This is a genomic window from Pseudomonas sp. Leaf434 (assembly GCF_001425545.1).
GTDB classification, from domain to species: domain Bacteria; phylum Pseudomonadota; class Gammaproteobacteria; order Pseudomonadales; family Pseudomonadaceae; genus Aquipseudomonas; species Aquipseudomonas siliginis.
The window spans coordinates 559,495-577,360 of the sequence record NZ_LMQZ01000001.1 but is presented as its reverse complement, the minus strand read 5'-3'; the positions used below and the strand labels follow the sequence as shown (position 1 = coordinate 577,360).

The window sequence follows — 17,866 nt, the reverse complement described above, 5'->3', positions numbered from 1 at the left end:
TTCGAAGTGGATAGAGATCCACGGGGCCGGGCGGGAAAATGACTCCACCAGTGAAATGCGTACAGGTTTTTAGGAGCGCTGTAATGCCTGACCTCTATCACTTCTTCCAACAGCTGGTTAACGGCCTCAACGTTGGCAGCATGTATGCCCTGATCGCCATCGGCTACACGATGGTCTACGGCATCATTGGAATGATCAACTTCGCCCACGGCGAGGTGTACATGATCGGTTCCTACGTGGCCTTCATCGCCATCGCCGGGCTGACCATGATGGGACTCGACAGTGTCCCGCTGTTGATGACCGCGGCGTTCATCGCCAGCATCGTCGTCACCAGTTCCTACGGTTACAGCATCGAACGGATCGCCTACCGCCCCCTGCGCGGCAGTAACCGTCTGATCCCGCTGATTTCTGCCATCGGTATGTCGATCTTCCTGCAGAACACCGTTCTGCTGGCGCAAGACTCCAAGGACAAAGCTATCCCCAACCTGATCCCGGGCAACTTCGCCTTCGGTCCGGGTGGCGCACAAGAAGTGCTGATTTCCTACATGCAGATCGTGGTGTTCGTGGTGACCCTGATCGCCATGCTCGGCCTGACCCTGTTCATCTCCCGTTCCCGTCTGGGCCGCGCCTGCCGCGCCTGTGCCGAGGACATCAAGATGGCCAACCTGCTCGGCATCAATACCAACAACATCATCGCCCTGACCTTCGTCATCGGTGCTGCGCTGGCGGCGGTCGCTGCGGTGCTGCTGAGCATGCAATACGGCGTGATCAACCCCAACGCCGGTTTCCTCGTCGGCCTCAAGGCCTTCACCGCTGCGGTACTGGGCGGCATCGGCAGCATCCCCGGGGCAATGCTCGGCGGCCTGGTGCTCGGTGTAGCGGAAGCGTTCGGTGCCGATATCTTCGGCGACCAGTACAAGGACGTCGTTGCGTTCGGCCTGCTGGTTCTGGTGCTGTTGTTCCGTCCGACCGGCATTCTGGGCCGTCCGGAGGTTGAGAAAGTATGACTAGGAATCTTAAACAGGCACTGTTCAGTGCCTTGCTGGTGTGGGCGGTGGCCTACCCGGTACTGGGTCTGAAACTGACCATCGTCGGCATCAATCTGGAAGTGCACAACACCAGCCCTGCGGTACTCGCGACCATCGCGATCTGCTCGGTGCTGATGTTCCTGCGCGTGCTGTTCAACCAGCAGATCAGCAAGGCCTGGCGCTCCTCGCCGGGCATGCCGCTGATCCCGGCCAAGGCCAGCAACTTCCTGACCCTGCCAACCACCCAGCGCTATTTCATCATTGCGCTGATTCTGATCGCCCTGGTCTGGCCGTTCTTCGGCTCCCGTGGCGCGGTGGATATCGCAACGCTGATCCTGATCTACGTGATGCTCGGCCTGGGCCTGAACATCGTCGTCGGTCTGGCCGGTCTGCTCGACCTGGGTTACGTCGGTTTCTACGCCGTCGGCGCCTACAGCTACGCGCTGCTGTCGCATTACTACGGCTTGAGCTTCTGGATCTGCCTGCCGATTGCCGGCCTGATGGCGGCGACGTTCGGCTTCCTGCTGGGCTTCCCGGTGTTGCGTCTGCGTGGCGACTATCTGGCGATCGTGACCTTGGGTTTCGGCGAGATCATCCGTCTGTTCCTGCGTAACCTGACCGATATCACCGGTGGCCCGAACGGCATCAGCAACATCGAGAAACCGACGTTTTTCGGTCTGACCTTCGAGCGCAAAGCCGCCGAAGGCCTGCAGACGTTCCACGAGTATTTCGGCCTGCAATACAACTCGATCAACAAGGTGATCTTCCTTTACCTGGTTGCGCTGTTGCTCGCACTGGCCGCGCTGTTCGTGATCAACCGTCTGCTGCGCATGCCGATCGGCCGTGCGTGGGAAGCACTGCGTGAAGACGAAATCGCCTGCCGCGCGTTGGGCCTGAACCCGACCGTGATTAAGCTCTCCGCGTTCACCCTGGGTGCTGCGTTCGCCGGTTTCGCCGGCAGCTTCTTTGCTGCGCGTCAGGGTCTGGTGACGCCCGAGTCGTTCACCTTCATCGAGTCGGCGATCATCCTCGCCATCGTCGTGTTGGGTGGCATGGGCTCGCAACTGGGCGTGATTCTGGCGGCGATCGTGATGATCCTGTTGCCGGAAATGATGCGTGAGTTCAGCGAGTACCGCATGTTGATGTTCGGTGCGCTGATGGTGCTGATGATGATCTGGCGTCCACAAGGTCTGCTGCCGATGCAACGCCCACACATGGAGTTGCGCAAATGAGCCGCGAGATCCTTAAAGTCGAAAATCTGAGCATGCGCTTCGGCGGCTTGCTGGCGGTCAACGGCGTGGCGCTGACCGTCAAGGAAAAACAGGTGGTTGCCCTGATCGGCCCGAACGGCGCCGGCAAGACCACCGTGTTCAACTGCCTGACCGGTTTCTATCAGCCTACCGGCGGCAGCATCCTGCTCGACGGCGAGCCGATCCAGGGCCTGCCGGGCCACAAGATCGCCCTCAAAGGCGTGGTGCGGACCTTCCAGAACGTGCGTTTGTTCAAGGACATGACTGCGGTCGAAAACCTGTTGATCGCCCAGCACCGTCATCTGAACACCAACTTCCTGTCCGGCCTGTTCAAGACCCCCGCGTTCCGCAAAAGCGAGCGCGAGGCGATGGAATTTGCCGAATACTGGCTGGAAAAGGTCAACCTCAAAGAGTTCGCCAACCGCACCGCCGGCACCCTCGCCTACGGCCAGCAACGGCGTCTGGAAATCGCCCGCTGCATGATGACCCGCCCACGGATCCTCATGCTCGACGAACCGGCCGCCGGCCTGAACCCGAAGGAAACCGAAGACCTCAAGGCGCTGATCGGTGTGTTGCGCGAAGAGCACAACGTCACCGTGCTGCTGATCGAACACGACATGAAACTGGTCATGAGCATTTCCGACCACATCGTCGTGATCAACCAGGGCACTCCGCTGGCCGACGGCACGCCGGAACAGATCCGCGACAATCCTGAAGTGATCAAAGCCTACCTGGGGGAAGCGTAAATGCTGCAGTTCGAAAACGTTTCCACCTTCTACGGCAAGATTCAGGCCCTGCACAGCGTCAACGTCGAAGTCCGTCAGGGCGAGATCGTGACGCTGATCGGCGCCAACGGTGCCGGCAAATCCACGCTGCTGATGACACTCTGCGGTTCGCCGCAGGCGCACAGCGGCAGCATCCGCTACATGGGTGAGGAACTGGTCGGCCAGGACTCGTCGCAGATCATGCGCAAGAGCATCGCCGTGGTCCCGGAAGGTCGTCGAGTGTTTGCCCGTCTGACCGTGGAAGAAAACCTGTCGATGGGCGGATTTTTCACCGACAAGGGCGACTATCAGGAACAGATGGACAAGGTCCTCGGACTTTTCCCACGCCTGAAAGAGCGTTTCAACCAGCGCGGCGGCACCATGTCCGGCGGCGAACAGCAGATGCTCGCCATCGGCCGTGCACTGATGAGCAAGCCCAAGCTGCTGCTGCTCGACGAGCCGTCGCTGGGTCTGGCGCCGATCATCATCCAGCAGATCTTCGACATCATCGAACAGCTGCGCAAGGACGGTGTGACGGTGTTCCTGGTCGAGCAGAACGCCAACCAGGCGCTGAAAATCGCCGACCGCGCCTACGTTCTGGAGAACGGCCGCGTGGTCATGCAAGGCACCGGTGAAGCGCTGCTGACCGACCCGAAAGTGCGCGAGGCGTACCTCGGCGGTTGAGTGTTATCGCTGCACAGAAAAACGGCTTTCGGGCCGTTTTTTGTTTCCTGAGCACCACCAAGGTAACCCTGTGGGAGCGAGCCTGCTCGCGAAAGCGCTCTGTCATTCAACATTATGGGTGCCTGACACACCGCCTTCGCGAGCAGGCTCGCTCCCACAGGGATACTGCTGAATCCGAAATTTTTTATATATTTCTCGCCCCACCTGTAACGCATCCCGCCACCCGTTCTCTAGAGGGACAAGCAAGCGCAACAGCACTTGCAGAAACCCTGATAAACCTGGAGAAACATCATGACTGCGACTACCCGTACCCTGTCCGCCACCGCTCTGGTTCTGGCTCTCGGTTCCGCTCTGAGCATCGCCACTGTCTCCACCGCTCAGGCCGCTGATGCCAACATGGAAAAATGCTTCGGCGTAGCCCTGAAAGGCAAGAACGATTGCGCCGCAGGTGCCGGCACCACCTGCGCCGGCACGGCGAAAATGGACTATCAGGCCAACGCCTGGAAGCTCGTTCCGAAGGGCACCTGCGCCACCACCGAGAGCAAAACCTCGCCGACCGGTTTCGGTCAGCTCGAAGCCTTCAAAGCCAAGTCCTGATCCACGGCCTGCCTGAGTGACGCCCATGTTCAGTCATCACGAACCGTCCCTGCCGCGCACTCAGGCAGCTCGCACCGAGCTCCCTGCCCGCGCCGGGCTGGGGCTCAAGACCGGGCACTTCCTTGATGTGCTCGGCTCCGTACCGGACCTCGGTTTCTTCGAGGTCCACGCCGAAAACTACATGGTGGCCGGCGGCCCGTTTCATCATTTTCTCGGTCTGATTCGCGAACAGTACCCGCTGTCACTGCATGGCGTGGGGCTGTCGATCGGTGGCGAAGGCCCGCTGGACAGCCAGCACCTCAAACGCCTCGCCGAGCTGATCGAGCGCTATCAACCGCAAGCCTTTTCCGAACACCTGGCATGGTCGAGCCACGGCCCGGTGTTCCTCAATGACCTGCTGCCACTGGCTTACGACACGCCGACGCTGAACCGCGTCTGTGCGCACATCGACCAGGTGCAGAACACTCTGAAGCGACCGATGCTGCTGGAGAACCCGGCGACCTATCTGGCGTTTGAGCATTCGACAATCGACGAGGCCGAGTTCATCGCCGAAGTAATCCGCCGCAGCGGCTGCGGCTTGTTGCTTGACGTCAACAATGTCTACGTGTCGTGCATCAATCATCAGCGCGATCCTTTGGCCTACCTTGATGCGTTACCGCTGCACGCAGTCGGCGAGATTCATCTGGCCGGCTTCGCTGAAGATTGCGACAACCTCGGCGACCGCTTGCTGATCGACGATCACGGCGCGCCGATTGATCCGGCCGTCTGGGATCTGTACCGGCAAGTGCTGCAACGTATCGGCCCGGTGGCGACACTCATCGAACGCGATAATCACGTCCCGACTTTCAACGCATTGCTCGCCGAAGCGCAGCAAGCCGAGACGCTGTTGCGCCGCGCGGAGCGTGCGGCATGAGCACGCAAGCGGATTTCGCCGCCGCTTTGCTCAATGCGCAACTGCCGTATCCCAAGGGCCTGTGCAGCCGTAATGGCGCCGATCCGTCGCGACGTTTTGCGGTGTATCGCAACAACGTGCAGAGCTCGCTGATCAATGCCCTGGCCGACAGTTATCCAGTGGTGCTGCAATTGGTCGGCGAGGAATTCTTCCGCGCCATGGCGGCGATTTTCGTCCAGAGTCAGCCGCCACACAGTCCGTTGATGAGCCGCTATGGCGAGAATTTCGCCGACTTCATCGCAGAGTTTGAACCCATCGCCGGCGTGCCTTATGTCGCTGATGTCGCGCGACTCGAGCATTTGCGCACTGTTGCTTACCACGCCGCCGATGCGCAGCCGATCCGGCCTGAACAAGTCAGTGCCGCGCTGGCCGATCCGCAGACGCTGAGTGAACTGTGTTTCGAACTGCATCCCTCGCTGCACCTGCTCGACTCTGCTTTCGCGGTGGTGGCGATCTGGGCCGCGCATCAGCAGGAGCCAAGTCTGGCGGGCATTGGCCTCCATCAAGGCCAGCATGCCCTGGTGCTGCGCAACGGTCTCGACGTTGAGGTGTTCGCTCTTGAGGCGGGTGCGAGCGTGTTCATTGGTCATCTGCTTCAGGGCTCGCCGTTGCTCGCGGCGGCAGAAAACAGCCCGCCGTTCGATCTCGCGCAAACCCTCGCCTTACTGATTGCGCATAACGCGATCACCCAGCTGAATTACAAGGAGTTGCCATGAACGCCTTTATCCTGCGCGTCATCGCGCTGTTGGAAAAAATCCCGCACAGCCTGATTGCCCTCATCGCGCGTTTTTCCATCGCTGCGGTGTTCTGGAAATCCGGGCAAACCAAGGTCGAAGGACTGGCCGTCGATTTGATTGACGGCACTTTTGAACTGGGCTGGCCACGTTTGGCCGATTCGACGATTCCGCTGTTTCAGAGCGAGTACAACCTGCCGCTGCTGTCGCCGGAAATTGCCGCGCATCTGGCGGCGTTTGCCGAGCATGTGTTTCCTCTACTGATCCTGCTCGGCCTAGCGACGCGGTTTTCCGCGCTGGCACTGCTAGGCATGACCCTGACCATTCAACTGTTTGTCTACCCGGATGCCTACCCGACCCACGGCACCTGGGCGGCGGTGTTGCTGTACCTGATGGCGACCGGGCCGGGCAAACTGTCGATCGATCACCTGATTGCCCGCCGATGCCAAGGCTGACCTGAAACTGTAGGAGCTGCCGAAGGCTGCGATCTTTTGATCTTGCTTCTAAAAATCAAAAGATCGCAGCCTTCGGCAGCTCCTACACAGGTTCGGTGTCAGCGCTGGAGTCGATCCAGCGCCTCGCCACTGCGCTTGAACCAGCCCATCAAATAATCCGCCAACACCTGCGTGCGCTTGGGCAAACCACCCTGATACGGGTGCACCAGATACATCGGCATCCGTCGGGTCTGGTAATCGCGCAGCAACCAGCGCAAGCGGCCGTCAGCCAGTTCCGCTTGCAGTAGATACGACGGCAAACGGGCGATGCCGGCGCCGGACAGCGCTGCTTTCTTCAACAGGCTGTAGTGATTGCTGGCAAACGGACCCGAAACCCGCACCCGCAACAACTCGTGCTGCTGGTGATACAGCCATTCTTCGCGACCGCTGTAATGGCTGTTGAGCAGGCAACGATGCTCGGCCAAGGCATGGGGCGTCGCCGGCTCGCCGAAGCGCTCGAGGTAGGCCGGGCTGGCGCAGGTCATTTCGTGCCACGCCAACAACGGCTTGGCCACCAGCCGATCGTCATTGGCCACTTCGGCGCGAATCGCCAGATCAAAGCCATCGCGCGACAGATCGCGATAGCTGTTGTTCAGCTCCAGCTCGATTTGCACCTCGGGGTATTGCCCGGAAAACTCCAGCAGCAAGCCATCGAAGAAGGTCTCGCCGAGCGACACCGGAACCGTCATGCGCACGGGGCCGGCCATGTCGTCCTTCAACCGCGCCAAAGCCTGCCGTGCGCGTTCGACCTGGACCACCAGCGCCTGGGCCTGCGGCAGCAGCGCCGCCCCCGCCGCCGTCAGACTCAAGCGCCGGGTGGTGCGTTGCAGCAATACCACACCGAACTGCGCTTCGAGCTGGCTGATGCGCTTGGACAACTGGCCTTTGCTGCAGCCCAACTGCTGCGCCGCAAGGGTGAAACTGCCGGCCTCGATCAGCACAGCGAACGCGGCGAGATCATCCATTTCGCTCATGGATTGTTTCCAATTGAAAACCAAAGGTTGCCTATTAGTGCGCTTATCCGCTGAAAAAACCACCCTAGACTGAAACCTCATTCACACACATGGGGTACAGCACGATGAAAATTCTGTTGATAGGCGCAGGCGGCACCATCGGCTCAGCGGTGGACAAAGAATTGTCGCAACGCCACGAGGTCATTCGTATCGGTCGTAACAGCGGTGACTTGCAAGTGGATATCAGCGACAGCGCCTCAATCCGCAAGCTGTTCGAACAGACCGGCAAGTTCGATGCGCTGATCTGCGCGGCGGGCAACGTGACGTTCGCAGCGCTGGACGACATGACCGAAGACAGCTTCGCCCTCGGCCTGAAAGACAAACTGATGGGCCAGATCAACCTGCTGCTGATCGGCCGCGAGTACGCCAACGATGGCGCTTCGTTCACGTTTACCACCGGCGTGCTCAGCCACGATCCGATTCGCAGCGGCGCCTCGGCAGCGCTGGTCAACGGCGCCATCGACAGCTTCGTCCGCGCCGCCGCCATCGAACTGCCGCGTGGCCTGCGGGTGAACTCGGTGAGCCCGACCGTACTCACCGAAGCCCTGGGCAAATACGCGCCCTACTTCCGTGGCTTCAAGCCGGTTCCTGCAGCGGAAGTGGCATTGGCCTACGCGAAAAGTGTCGAAGGCCTGCAAACAGGGCAGACGTTTCACGTGGCCTGAATGATTAATCGATCAAGGTAGGTAAAAGCCGTTTGGCGACAGACCGCGACATAGAGATCCTGAACTCCCCGCCCAGCTCGGATCGCACTGTCGCCGTGGAAATGTGCTGGCCGTTGATCGAAAGACTCAATGGCTGGCCCATCGCCTCATGACTGATTGCCTTAGCCCTCTCAGTGGCTACGGGTGTCAACACCAGGGATAGTTCGACAAGATCCGGATTAGGCCCCTGATCATCCTTGAGCAGCATTACCATCTTTGTGAAATCAACCCCTGAAGAGAAAGCCAGATCGGCTGCCTGGACGCTGACAGCGCTTGCAGATGCCAACAGCAACAGCGCAATTTTCCATCTCATTTAACACTCCCTGATCTATCAAAAAACGTGCAAGAGACTATGCGATGCTCCCACGCCCGACTCAATAGTGGCAGACCAGACCTTGTGATAGGCACTCAGCCTCAGTAACGTGGCAGCACTTGTCTGGAGAGCCAAAGATGCGTGTTGCCCGTTCGATCGTCCTCGTTACCCTGCTGCCGATGTTTGCCGCCTGCCAGTTGTTCGACGGCCAGCGTGAAAGTGTGTCCCATGCCGGGCAAACGCGAATGCAGGGGCAACTGACCGCCGCCGACGGCAAACTGGTGTTCCAGCCGTGCCAGGATCAGCGGCAACTGGTGGTCAACGACATCGGCGGCACCAGCGTCCTGCAAGAGGCCGCCACCTTGGCCGACGAGCAGGGCAAGCTGTTTGCCGATGTGCGCGGCAAGGTCTCCGGCGACCGTCTCGACCTCGGCCAGTTGTATCGCGTCGAGCGCTCGGGCACGGCCTGCGACGACCCAAATTTCAAACTGCTGATCCTGCGCGCTGCCGGCCATGGCCCGGAGTGGAACGTCAAGGTCAGCGGCAAAGGCATGGTCATCGAGCGTGACGGCCAGGCTCCACTGGCGGTGCCGTATGTGGAAGAGCAACTGGGCGACGGCCGCTTCAATCTCAGCAGCGAAGCCAACAACCAGCGCATCGAATTGTGGGTGGCGCCACAGCGCTGCGTCGACAGCAGCACCGGCAGCGTGCAGCACATGAGCGCCGAGTTGCGCATCGACGGTCAGGTGCAGCGCGGCTGCGGCTATTTCGGCGGCGCACGCAACGACTGATCGTTTTTCCCCCACGGATCCGCTCGCGGCGGCTTATAATCGCCGCCTTCAAACGCCCTGGCGCAGTTGTGCGCCCCGCGAATCCGGATCCCCGCCATGTTACGAATCACTGAACTCAAGCTGCCAATCGACCATCCCGAAGAAGACCTGCGCGCCGCCATCGTGCAGCGTCTGGGCATCGCCAGCGATGATCTGCTCGATTTCACCTTGTTCAAGCGCAGCTATGACGCGCGCAAAAAGTCCTCCGAACTGTGCTTCATCTACACCATCGACCTCAACGTACGCGACGAGGCCAGAGTGTTGGGCAAGTTCGCCGACGACCGTAACGTCAACGTGGCGCCGGATGTCAGCTACAAATTCGTCGGCCAGGCACCGAGCGATCCCGGCCAGCGGCCGATCGTCGTCGGTTTCGGCCCGTGCGGCATCTTCGCCGGTCTGCTGCTGGCACAGATGGGCTTCAAACCGATCATTCTCGAACGCGGCACCGAAGTCCGTCAGCGCACCAAGGACACCTGGGGCCTGTGGCGCAAAAGCGTGCTCAATCCCGAGTCCAACGTGCAGTTTGGCGAAGGCGGCGCGGGCACGTTCTCCGACGGCAAGCTGTATAGCCAGATCAAGGACCCGAAATTCCTCGGCCGCAAAGTCCTGCACGAGTTCGTCAAGGCCGGCGCGCCGGAAGAAATCCTCTACGTCAGCAAGCCGCACATCGGTACGTTCCGCCTGACCGGTATGGTCGAAAACATGCGCGAGCAGATCCGCGAACTGGGCGGTGAAGTGCGCTTCCAGGAGCGCGTCAGCGACGTGCTGATCGAAGACGGCCAACTGGTGGGGGTGCAACTGGCCAGCGGCGAAACCCTGCATTCCAAACACGTGGTTCTGGCCCTCGGCCACAGCGCCCGCGACACCTTCCGCATGCTCCACAGCCGTGGCGTGTTCATGGAAGCCAAGCCATTCTCGGTGGGTTTCCGCATCGAACATCCGCAGTCGCTGATCGACCGCGCGCGCCTGGGCAAATACGCCGGCCACCCGAAACTTGGCGCGGCCGATTACAAACTGGTGCACCACGCCAAGAACGGGCGTTCGGTGTACAGCTTCTGCATGTGCCCGGGCGGCACCGTGGTCGCTGCGACGTCGGAACCGAATCGCGTGGTCACCAATGGCATGAGCCAGTACTCGCGTAACGAGCGTAATGCCAACTCCGGCATCGTCGTCGGCATTACCCCGGAAGTCGACTATCCGGGCGGCCCGCTCGCCGGTATCGAGTTGCAGGAGCGCCTGGAATCCCACGCGTTCATTCTGGGCGGCAGCGACTACAAGGCTCCGGCGCAACTGGTTGGCGACTTTATCAACGACATTCCATCGACCGAGCTGGGCGAAGTCGAGCCGTCGTACAAGCCGGGCGTGGCCTTGGGCGATCTGGCGCTGGCGCTGCCGGACTTTGCCATTGAGGCGATCCGTGAAGCCTTGCCGGCGTTCGAGAAGCAGATTCGCGGTTATTCGCTGCACGACGCCGTGCTGACCGGAATCGAGACGCGCACTTCATCGCCGCTGCGCATCACCCGCAACGAGTCGCTGCAGAGCATGAACGTCAAAGGCCTGTTCCCGGCCGGTGAAGGCGCGGGCTATGCCGGCGGGATTCTCTCGGCGGGTGTTGACGGGATTCGCATTGCCGAGGCAGTGGCTCGCGATATCCTCGGACTGGAAGCCTGATCAGCATCAGCTGACCCAACACAAAACCCTGTGGGAGCGAGCCTGCTCGCGAAAGCGGTCTGTCACTCAACGAAGTTGTTGAATGTGATTCCGCCTTCGCGAGCAGGCTGGCTCCCACATTGGTTTTTGCGTTTCTTCAGATGTTGGCGCGCAGCACCGAGGTCGGCAGCGCCTCCCCGCGCTCGGCACTCGCCGCCACCGCTGCAATCAAATCACCCAGTTCATAGCCCTGCGCCTTCAGCCATTGCTGATCGTAATACGTGTCGGCATAACGCTCGCCGCCATCGCACAGGATCGCCACGATCGACCCCGACTGCCTCGCCGCTTTCATCTGTTGCGCCGCCATCAGCGCACCGATCAGATTGGTCCCGCTCGACCCGCCGACATGCCGCCCCAAACGCTGCGCCAGATAATGCATGGCCGCCAGCGACAGGGCGTCCGGCACCTTGACCATCGCATCGATCACCTTGGGCAGGAACGACGCTTCCACCCTAGGTCGACCAATTCCCTCGATGCGCGAGCCGCAGTCCAGACGCAGGCTGGCATCACCGCTCTGATAGAAATCGAAGAACACCGAACGCTCGGCATCGGCACACAACACGCGGGTGCAGTGCTGGCGATAACGCACGTATCGACCAAGGGTCGCTGTAGTCCCGCCAGTGCCGGGGCTGGAAATCAGCCACGTCGGCTCAGGGTGCTTTTCGTAGCGCATCTGCTGGAAGATCGACTCGGCGATGTTGTTGTTCGCTCGCCAGTCGGTGGCACGTTCGGCGTAGGTGAACTGATCGATGAAGTGACCGCCATGCTCGCGGGCCAGGCGCTCGGATTCGGCGTAGATCTGCGTCGGATCCTGCACCAGATGGCTCTGCCCGCCGTAAAAAGCAATCTGGGCAATCTTCTCTTTCGAAGTCGTCGCCGGCATTACTGCGATAAACGGCAAACCGAGCATGCGCGCGAAATACGCTTCGGAAATCGCCGTCGACCCACTGGACGCTTCGATCACCGGCGCGCCGGGTTTCAGCCAGCCGTTGCACAGCGCGTAAAGGAACAGCGAACGGGCCAGGCGATGCTTGAGGCTGCCGGTCGGGTGGCTGGATTCGTCCTTGAAATACAACTCGATGCCGGCAAAACCGGGCAGCGGCAAAGGGATCAGGTGGGTGTCGGCGCTGCGCTGGAAGTCCGCCTCGATGATGCGGATGGCTTCGCGTGCCCACTGTCGGTTGTCGCTCATGGTCTCGGTTCTCATTGAATCAGCCAGGAGATCGGTCTCCTGAAAAAGGTCTGGCGCAAGCTTAGGAAAAATACCGCAGACGGCAAAGATACAGCTGAGTCTCAATGTGTCGGGCAACTGCTAGGCTCAGTGCTGCCCGAGCCAGACAGCCTGTAACGACATATAACAAAAAAGAATATAACTTTTGTTTTAACAACTAACGGTACGGGTTAGGGTGTTTCACCTTTTTCTTGATTCGATGGAGAGCGACCTTGCCTCTGCGTAGCACTTTCACGCGTTTCTTTCAGTTGGAAGCCGCCAGCGGTCTGCTATTGATCGCCGCAGCCGTTCTCGCGCTGATCATCAACAACTCACCGCTGTCGTGGCTGTACACCGGCCTGCTCGACACCCCGGTGGTGGCGCAGATCGGCGCGTTGAAAATCGCCAAACCCCTGCTGCTGTGGATCAATGACGGCCTGATGGCGATGTTCTTCCTGCTGATCGGTCTGGAAGTCAAACGCGAAGTGCTCGACGGCCAATTGTCCAAGCCTTCGCAGATCGTCCTGCCCGGCGCAGCGGCGATCGGCGGCATGTTGGTGCCGGCGCTGATCTACTGGTTCCTCAACCGCGACAACCCCGCCGCCCTGAGCGGCTGGGCCATTCCGACCGCCACCGACATCGCCTTCGCCCTCGGCGTATTGGCCCTGCTTGGCAAACGCGTGCCGGTGTCGCTGAAACTGTTCCTGATGACCCTGGCGATCATCGATGACCTGGGCGCCATCGTCATCATCGCAATCTTCTATTCCGGCGAACTCTCGACCCTGTCCCTTGGCCTGGCGGCTGCGTGCATTGCCGCGCTGGTGGCAATGAACCGGCTCGGCGTGGTCAAACTCGGCCCGTACATGATCATCGGCCTGATCCTCTGGGTCTGCGTGCTCAAGAGCGGTGTCCACGCCACACTGGCCGGCGTGACCCTGGCTTTCTGCATTCCCCTGCGCACGAAAAACGCCGAGTCGTCGCCGCTGCTGACCCTCGAACACGCGCTGCACCCTTGGGTCGCCTACGGCATCCTGCCGCTGTTCGCCTTCGCCAACGCCGGCCTGTCACTGAGCGGCGTCACCGTCGAAAGCTTCACCCACGACGTACCGATGGGCATCGCCATCGGCCTGCTGCTGGGCAAGACCATCGGCGTGTTCGGCCTGACCTGGCTGGCGGTCAAGATTGGCATCGCCGCCCTGCCCCAAGGCGCCAACTGGGGCCAGGTCCTCGGCGTGGCAATCCTCTGCGGCATCGGCTTCACCATGAGCCTGTTCGTCGGCTCGCTGGCCTTCGAACCGGGCGTGAGTGATTACGCCGGCATGGATCGCATGGGCATCCTCACCGGCTCGATTCTCGCGGCGGTGATTGGTTATGCGGTGACGGCGGCGGCGAGTCGCAGGGGCACGACACAAACTTCCTGAGGTTTATTGCGGCCAATGGCATAGCCCCTCCACAGACGAGGGGCTTGGCTCTAAGCCTTGAAAATGTGCTATATCTTGCGCATCAAACAGCCATCTACTCAGCACAGCTTGGAGTCATTCATGTCGCGCAAAGCCGAAAAACGCCCAATGACTGACGATCAGATTGCCATTCAGGAGTCGCGAATTCCTTACATCGCTCTAAAGGCCTTCAGCAACGCCTACAAAACGGCACTTGCAAACGGCGCAGCGGTGCTTGTCGCTAAAGATGGTCAACTGCTTGAAGTGACCGAGAAAACTTCCATCGTTTTGCGGTCGATTGGCGCCTACGGCAATCTGAAAAGCGGAACGCGTCTGCACATCAATAAATCTTCAAAACAGGTTACTTCTTGAGCACACCGAGAATACGGATATTTGCGGGACCGAACGGATCCGGGAAAAGCACATTCAATCGACTTGTCCCTGCGCACCTGCTGGGCAACTACATAAATCCTGACGACATCGAACGTTCAATCAAAGATACCGGTTACTTTGATTTCGGTTCTTATCGCATCGAAGCACATAAAGCGGAGCTTTTCGACTTTCTCCGTGCTCACCCCCTGCTGAAAAAATCGCCTCGTTCGCAGGCAAAGCTTGATGACCTCGCAATTGATGGAATCCGGCTCAACTTTTCGGATACTGAAATCGACTCGTACGTTGCGTCGGCACTCTGCGACTTCATCCGTAGATCGTTGATAAAAGAGCGCATCAGCTTTACGTTCGAAACCGTCATGTCCTCCGCGGACAAAGTCAGCCTCCTCGCTGAAGCGAGCAAATCCGGCTACAGGGTCTACGTCTATTACGTGGCGACAGCGGACCCGCAGATAAATATTGCGAGAGTTGCATACCGCGTTTCCCGAGGAGGACATAACGTTCCTGCTGAAAAAATTGAAGCTCGATACTGGCGATCCCTGGAGCTTTTATCCGAAGCTATCCTGGCCTCCAACCGGGCGTATATTTTCGATAACTCAGATGAAGGCAGTGAAGGCCTGACGCAGATAGCTGAAATTACGGATGGAGAACTGATCGAAATCAAATCAGACACTCAGCCGCCGTGGTTCAAGCAGTTCGTGCTAGATAAATTGCTTTAGATTCACTCCGAAGTTCACACTGCCAATCGGTAACGATGAGTTTGCGTAGCGGACTGCTCCACGTCTCTGCGGCAGACCTCGTTCGAGTCGAACAATCCCCACGTCATTAGCGACCCGTCCTACAGCCACATTTTCCCCGCTTCGATAACGTCCTGCAGCCCCTTTCCGAGGGGCTGTCGATGATGAACGAAGGGACGATCAGTGGCGCGGAACAAGGACATTCCCCGGGTGCAAAACCCACCGCAGGGCGACGGGCATCACGTTACCTGGCGGTATATGACGGCCGCAGAACTGGCCGAGCGCGAAGCCGGGCAAAACGCTTACGACGCGATGCTGGCGCGGCAGGAGGCTTTCGAGCACAGCCGTGAAGTGGCTGCGAAAAAACCTGAAGCCGTGCGTGCCGGCTGTGTATTCGCCAAGTCCTGCAAGTTGCCGGATGCGATTATCGATTACAGCAATCCTTCCGGCATGGTGCCGACCGACAGCCTGAAGGATTACGGCGAGCTGATCCTGCTCGGCGCTCGCGAAGCCGACGCAAGCGGCGGCATTCCTCTCAAGAAAATCAGCGCCAACACCATCCCGGTCGGGTTCGGCAGTCTGGCTTTGGCAGGCTCGGCTTTTGAAGTGCTACCGGCGCTCGCCTCCCCTGCGGCGGCTGCGACTTTGGTGGGGCTGATTGCGCTTTTGATGCCATCCAGCCTGGGCGACAGCGCGCTCTACACCGATGAGCAACTGAGCACACTCAAACAAGCCCGAACCCGCGTGCGCCTGCGCGTCGAGCAACAGGCCGATGGCAGCCTCAAGGGTTACGGTTTCTACACCGGTAAGAACCGCGATTGGGAAATGGTCGATGTCGTGCAGTTCATTGCGCGCGGCGACCGGTTTGTTGCCGATCTGGGTGAAGGCGTCGAACTGCTCTGGACCCCGGCGGTGGATGGCTCGGACATCCTAGGCATTCCAGCGCTGGAGGCCGCACCGCAGGCACCGCATATCTGGGTGTATCCACCGACGAAGGCGGCGGACGGGATACTGGTGAATCCGGTCTATCCGCCGGAGTATCGGGATTTTATTTTGGTCTTCCCTGCGGCAGCAGGCATGAGGCCGCTCTATATAGTGGCCAGTATTTCGCAGGGAAATTACCATCAAAAACCCAAAAATTTGCCTGCATATCCGGATGCTCGATGGGCTACCCCAAAAACACCAATAAAGGGTGGCGGAGGATTACGGCCACGCTGGAAAGATAGAGAGGGAATAATTTACGAATGGGATTTCCGACATGGCGCCATTGAGAAATATACAAAGCGTGGAAGGCATCTCGGGGAATACAACCATGAAACAGGCGAACAAACGAAACCAGCAGATCCTACAAGAAGGATAGAACCGTGAAGCATCGAATCATGGGCGTAGTAAAAGGTGACGACTCTGCTGTATTTGAGCAAGCGCTCTCCATCCCCACGTCCAATTTGAAAGTCATTATGGGTTGGAGTACGGAAGAAGACCTTCTTTACGATTACAAGCTGACGGAGCAACAGATCACTGATATTGAACAAGCATGCGCCGTAAAACTGCCTCGACACCTTGACCTATATCTATCCACTGAAGACCAATGACTTAGCAAATACAGGGGCCTCGAATACTTCATGGGCACCTGCGCCACATACTGAATGAGCAATTCACAAACAAAGAAAAACCCCGACCAGTCACCTGATCGGGGTTTTCTTTTACCCGGCTTCCCGCTTAGTGCGAAACGCGGCTGGTTCCGCCAACGGTGGAAATCCGCACCCGCTCGCCAACGCGGAATACTTCATTCTCCTGAACCTGCTGCACATAGGCGCGCATGCTGCCGTCGTCTTCGCGGACGGTGATTTCCACGCCCTGGGTGCGGGTCAGGCCTTCTTCGGTGGCCGAGCCAAGCAGGCCGCCGGCCACTGCCCCGATGACCGCAGCCACAATGCTGCCCTTGCCGCCGCCGATAGCGCTGCCGCCGACGCCGCCGACCACTGCGCCTGCTGCGCCGCCGATCGGGGTCTTGGTGCCTTCGATTTTTACCGGTCGCAGGGATTCGATGGTGCCCATGCGAATCGTCTGCACACGACGCGCTTCGTCACGGGAGTAGGAGTCGCCGGTGAGGCTCGATTGGCAGCCGGTCAGCAACATCGCCATCGTCGAAAAGGAAGCAACCAGCAGAACAGACTTACGCATAGCATCAACTCCAAAAGAACATGTGTTCATTAAACCCCGTGGCCTGGCGCCTGTCACGACACCATCCGGATAAAATTGGCTTCCATTCAGGCCTGGTACAGATGCCCGCGAGCGTCCACTCAAGGTAGCGTCAAATCAACGATCCTGCGCCATCCGCGTTTATCTCGCTCGGTAGACTGCTCAGGGTGCCAGACGTTCCAGAATCCATTCGGCGCCCTGGAGGCGGTAGTTGAGGCGATCGTGCAGGCGGCTCGGACGGCCTTGCCAGAACTCGATGCGCTCAGGCAACAAGCGGTAACCGCCCCAATGTTCCGGGCAGTGCGGCTGGCTGTCGCTGAAGCGTTGCTCGGTGGCCTTGAGCAAATCTTCCAGTTCGCCACGACCGTTGATGACCCGGCTCTGCGGCGAGGCCCAAGCGCCGAGGCGGCTGCCCAGCGGACGCACCTGATAATACGCGTCGGACTCTTGCGCCGTGACCTTGACCACCCGCCCCTCGATGCGCACCTGGCGCTCCAGGGTTGGCCAGAAGAAGGTCATGGCGGCAAACGGGTTGGCCGCCAGATGCTGGCCCTTGGCGCTGTCGTAGTTGGTGAAGAAGGTGAAGCCCTGCTCGTCCAGGCCCTTGAGCAACAGAATGCGGCAATGCGGACGACCGTTGGCATCGACCGTGGCCAGGGTCATGGCATTGGCTTCTACCGGCGCCTGCTCGGTTTTCACCGCATCGGCGAACCACTGGTGAAATAGCGCAAACGGCTCGGCCGGGGCTTGCGCCTCGGTCAAACCGTCACGGGTGTAGTCGCGACGCATATCGGCCAGAGCCTGGGTCATGGCGG

Annotated in this window: 21 protein-coding genes; 16 read left to right on the top strand and 5 right to left on the bottom strand. The window is 59.7% G+C overall.

Annotated elements, in window-relative coordinates; genetic code table 11:
• Window positions 1-83 precede the first annotated feature (83 nt).
• The 8 genes from livH to ASG55_RS02555 all read left to right on the top strand — a co-directional run bounded on the left by livH (window position 84) and on the right by ASG55_RS02555 (window position 6,464).
• Window positions 84-1,007 (top strand): high-affinity branched-chain amino acid ABC transporter permease LivH, encoded by a 924-nt coding sequence (gene livH / locus ASG55_RS02590; RefSeq protein WP_016771355.1) that lies wholly within the window; start codon window positions 84-86, stop codon window positions 1,005-1,007.
• Complete coding sequence (locus ASG55_RS02585; RefSeq protein WP_016771356.1) at window positions 1,004-2,260, top strand: high-affinity branched-chain amino acid ABC transporter permease LivM; 1,257 nt, start codon at window positions 1,004-1,006, stop codon at window positions 2,258-2,260. Before livH ends, ASG55_RS02585 begins: the two co-directional genes overlap by 4 nt.
• Window positions 2,257-3,024 (top strand): high-affinity branched-chain amino acid ABC transporter ATP-binding protein LivG, encoded by a 768-nt coding sequence (livG, locus tag ASG55_RS02580; RefSeq protein ID WP_016771357.1) that lies wholly within the window; start codon window positions 2,257-2,259, stop codon window positions 3,022-3,024. The genes ASG55_RS02585 and livG overlap by 4 nt, the downstream gene beginning before the upstream one ends.
• Complete coding sequence (locus ASG55_RS02575; RefSeq protein ID WP_003222380.1) at window positions 3,025-3,726, top strand: ABC transporter ATP-binding protein; 702 nt, start codon at window positions 3,025-3,027, stop codon at window positions 3,724-3,726.
• Between the two features lie 291 nt (window positions 3,727-4,017).
• Window positions 4,018-4,323: a BufA1 family periplasmic bufferin-type metallophore gene (locus ASG55_RS02570; protein ID WP_041478029.1), complete on the top strand. Its 306-nt coding sequence runs from the start codon at window positions 4,018-4,020 to the stop codon at window positions 4,321-4,323.
• 25 nt (window positions 4,324-4,348) lie between these two features.
• Complete coding sequence (gene bufB / locus ASG55_RS02565) at window positions 4,349-5,236, top strand: MNIO family bufferin maturase (RefSeq protein WP_056783393.1); 888 nt, start codon at window positions 4,349-4,351, stop codon at window positions 5,234-5,236.
• Complete coding sequence (locus ASG55_RS02560) at window positions 5,233-5,991, top strand: HvfC/BufC N-terminal domain-containing protein (protein ID WP_056783391.1); 759 nt, start codon at window positions 5,233-5,235, stop codon at window positions 5,989-5,991. The genes bufB and ASG55_RS02560 overlap by 4 nt, the downstream gene beginning before the upstream one ends.
• The gene (locus ASG55_RS02555) at window positions 5,988-6,464 is read left to right on the top strand and encodes a DoxX family protein (protein WP_056783388.1); all 477 of its coding nucleotides are present in this window, start codon (window positions 5,988-5,990) and stop codon (window positions 6,462-6,464) included. Before ASG55_RS02560 ends, ASG55_RS02555 begins: the two co-directional genes overlap by 4 nt.
• Before the next feature lie 98 nt (window positions 6,465-6,562).
• On the opposite strand, the gene ASG55_RS02550 is transcribed toward ASG55_RS02555, so the two are convergent.
• On the bottom strand, window positions 6,563-7,477 hold the full coding sequence (locus tag ASG55_RS02550) for a LysR family transcriptional regulator (protein ID WP_056783386.1): 915 nt from the start codon (window positions 7,475-7,477) through the stop codon (window positions 6,563-6,565).
• Between the two features lie 104 nt (window positions 7,478-7,581).
• Between ASG55_RS02550 and ASG55_RS02545 the strand changes: the two genes are divergently transcribed.
• On the top strand, window positions 7,582-8,181 hold the full coding sequence (locus tag ASG55_RS02545; protein ID WP_056783385.1) for a short chain dehydrogenase: 600 nt from the start codon (window positions 7,582-7,584) through the stop codon (window positions 8,179-8,181).
• A 4-nt stretch (window positions 8,182-8,185) separates the two neighbouring features.
• Here ASG55_RS02545 and ASG55_RS02540 read toward each other — a convergent pair whose 3' ends face one another.
• Window positions 8,186-8,533 (bottom strand): hypothetical protein, encoded by a 348-nt coding sequence (locus tag ASG55_RS02540; protein ID WP_056783383.1) that lies wholly within the window; start codon window positions 8,531-8,533, stop codon window positions 8,186-8,188.
• Window positions 8,534-8,670: 137 nt separating this feature from the next.
• On the opposite strand from ASG55_RS02540, the gene ASG55_RS02535 reads away from it, so the two are divergent.
• Both ASG55_RS02535 and ASG55_RS02530 read left to right on the top strand, forming a co-directional pair.
• Window positions 8,671-9,324 carry a COG3650 family protein gene (locus ASG55_RS02535; protein WP_056783380.1) on the top strand — a complete coding sequence of 218 codons (654 nt, stop codon included), beginning with the start codon at window positions 8,671-8,673 and terminating at the stop codon, window positions 9,322-9,324.
• Between the two features lie 96 nt (window positions 9,325-9,420).
• Window positions 9,421-11,034, top strand: coding sequence for an NAD(P)/FAD-dependent oxidoreductase (locus ASG55_RS02530; protein ID WP_056783378.1), 1,614 nt, complete (start codon window positions 9,421-9,423; stop codon window positions 11,032-11,034).
• Window positions 11,035-11,170: 136 nt separating this feature from the next.
• Here the strand turns inward: ASG55_RS02530 and ASG55_RS02525 are convergent, their stop codons facing one another.
• Window positions 11,171-12,265 (bottom strand): PLP-dependent cysteine synthase family protein, encoded by a 1,095-nt coding sequence (locus tag ASG55_RS02525; protein ID WP_056783376.1) that lies wholly within the window; start codon window positions 12,263-12,265, stop codon window positions 11,171-11,173.
• A 251-nt stretch (window positions 12,266-12,516) separates the two neighbouring features.
• Between ASG55_RS02525 and nhaA the strand changes: the two genes are divergently transcribed.
• The 5 genes from nhaA (at window position 12,517) to ASG55_RS02500 (ending at window position 16,441) form a co-directional block, all read left to right on the top strand.
• Window positions 12,517-13,704, top strand: coding sequence for a Na+/H+ antiporter NhaA (gene nhaA / locus ASG55_RS02520; protein ID WP_056783374.1), 1,188 nt, complete (start codon window positions 12,517-12,519; stop codon window positions 13,702-13,704).
• 120 nt (window positions 13,705-13,824) lie between these two features.
• Window positions 13,825-14,094, top strand: coding sequence for a hypothetical protein (locus ASG55_RS02515; RefSeq protein ID WP_056783372.1), 270 nt, complete (start codon window positions 13,825-13,827; stop codon window positions 14,092-14,094).
• Window positions 14,091-14,831: a zeta toxin family protein gene (locus ASG55_RS02510; RefSeq protein WP_056783370.1), complete on the top strand. Its 741-nt coding sequence runs from the start codon at window positions 14,091-14,093 to the stop codon at window positions 14,829-14,831. Before ASG55_RS02515 ends, ASG55_RS02510 begins: the two co-directional genes overlap by 4 nt.
• Before the next feature lie 201 nt (window positions 14,832-15,032).
• Window positions 15,033-16,217 (top strand): colicin E3/pyocin S6 family cytotoxin, encoded by a 1,185-nt coding sequence (locus ASG55_RS02505; RefSeq protein ID WP_056783368.1) that lies wholly within the window; start codon window positions 15,033-15,035, stop codon window positions 16,215-16,217.
• Complete coding sequence (locus tag ASG55_RS02500; protein WP_056783366.1) at window positions 16,214-16,441, top strand: hypothetical protein; 228 nt, start codon at window positions 16,214-16,216, stop codon at window positions 16,439-16,441. The genes ASG55_RS02505 and ASG55_RS02500 overlap by 4 nt, the downstream gene beginning before the upstream one ends.
• 127 nt (window positions 16,442-16,568) lie before the next feature.
• Here ASG55_RS02500 and ASG55_RS02495 read toward each other — a convergent pair whose 3' ends face one another.
• Window positions 16,569-17,033 carry a glycine zipper 2TM domain-containing protein gene (locus ASG55_RS02495; RefSeq protein ID WP_016771369.1) on the bottom strand — a complete coding sequence of 155 codons (465 nt, stop codon included), beginning with the start codon at window positions 17,031-17,033 and terminating at the stop codon, window positions 16,569-16,571.
• A 180-nt stretch (window positions 17,034-17,213) separates the two neighbouring features.
• Complete coding sequence (gene pdxH / locus ASG55_RS02490; RefSeq protein ID WP_056783364.1) at window positions 17,214-17,861, bottom strand: pyridoxamine 5'-phosphate oxidase; 648 nt, start codon at window positions 17,859-17,861, stop codon at window positions 17,214-17,216.
• Between the last annotated feature and the right edge of the window lie 5 nt (window positions 17,862-17,866).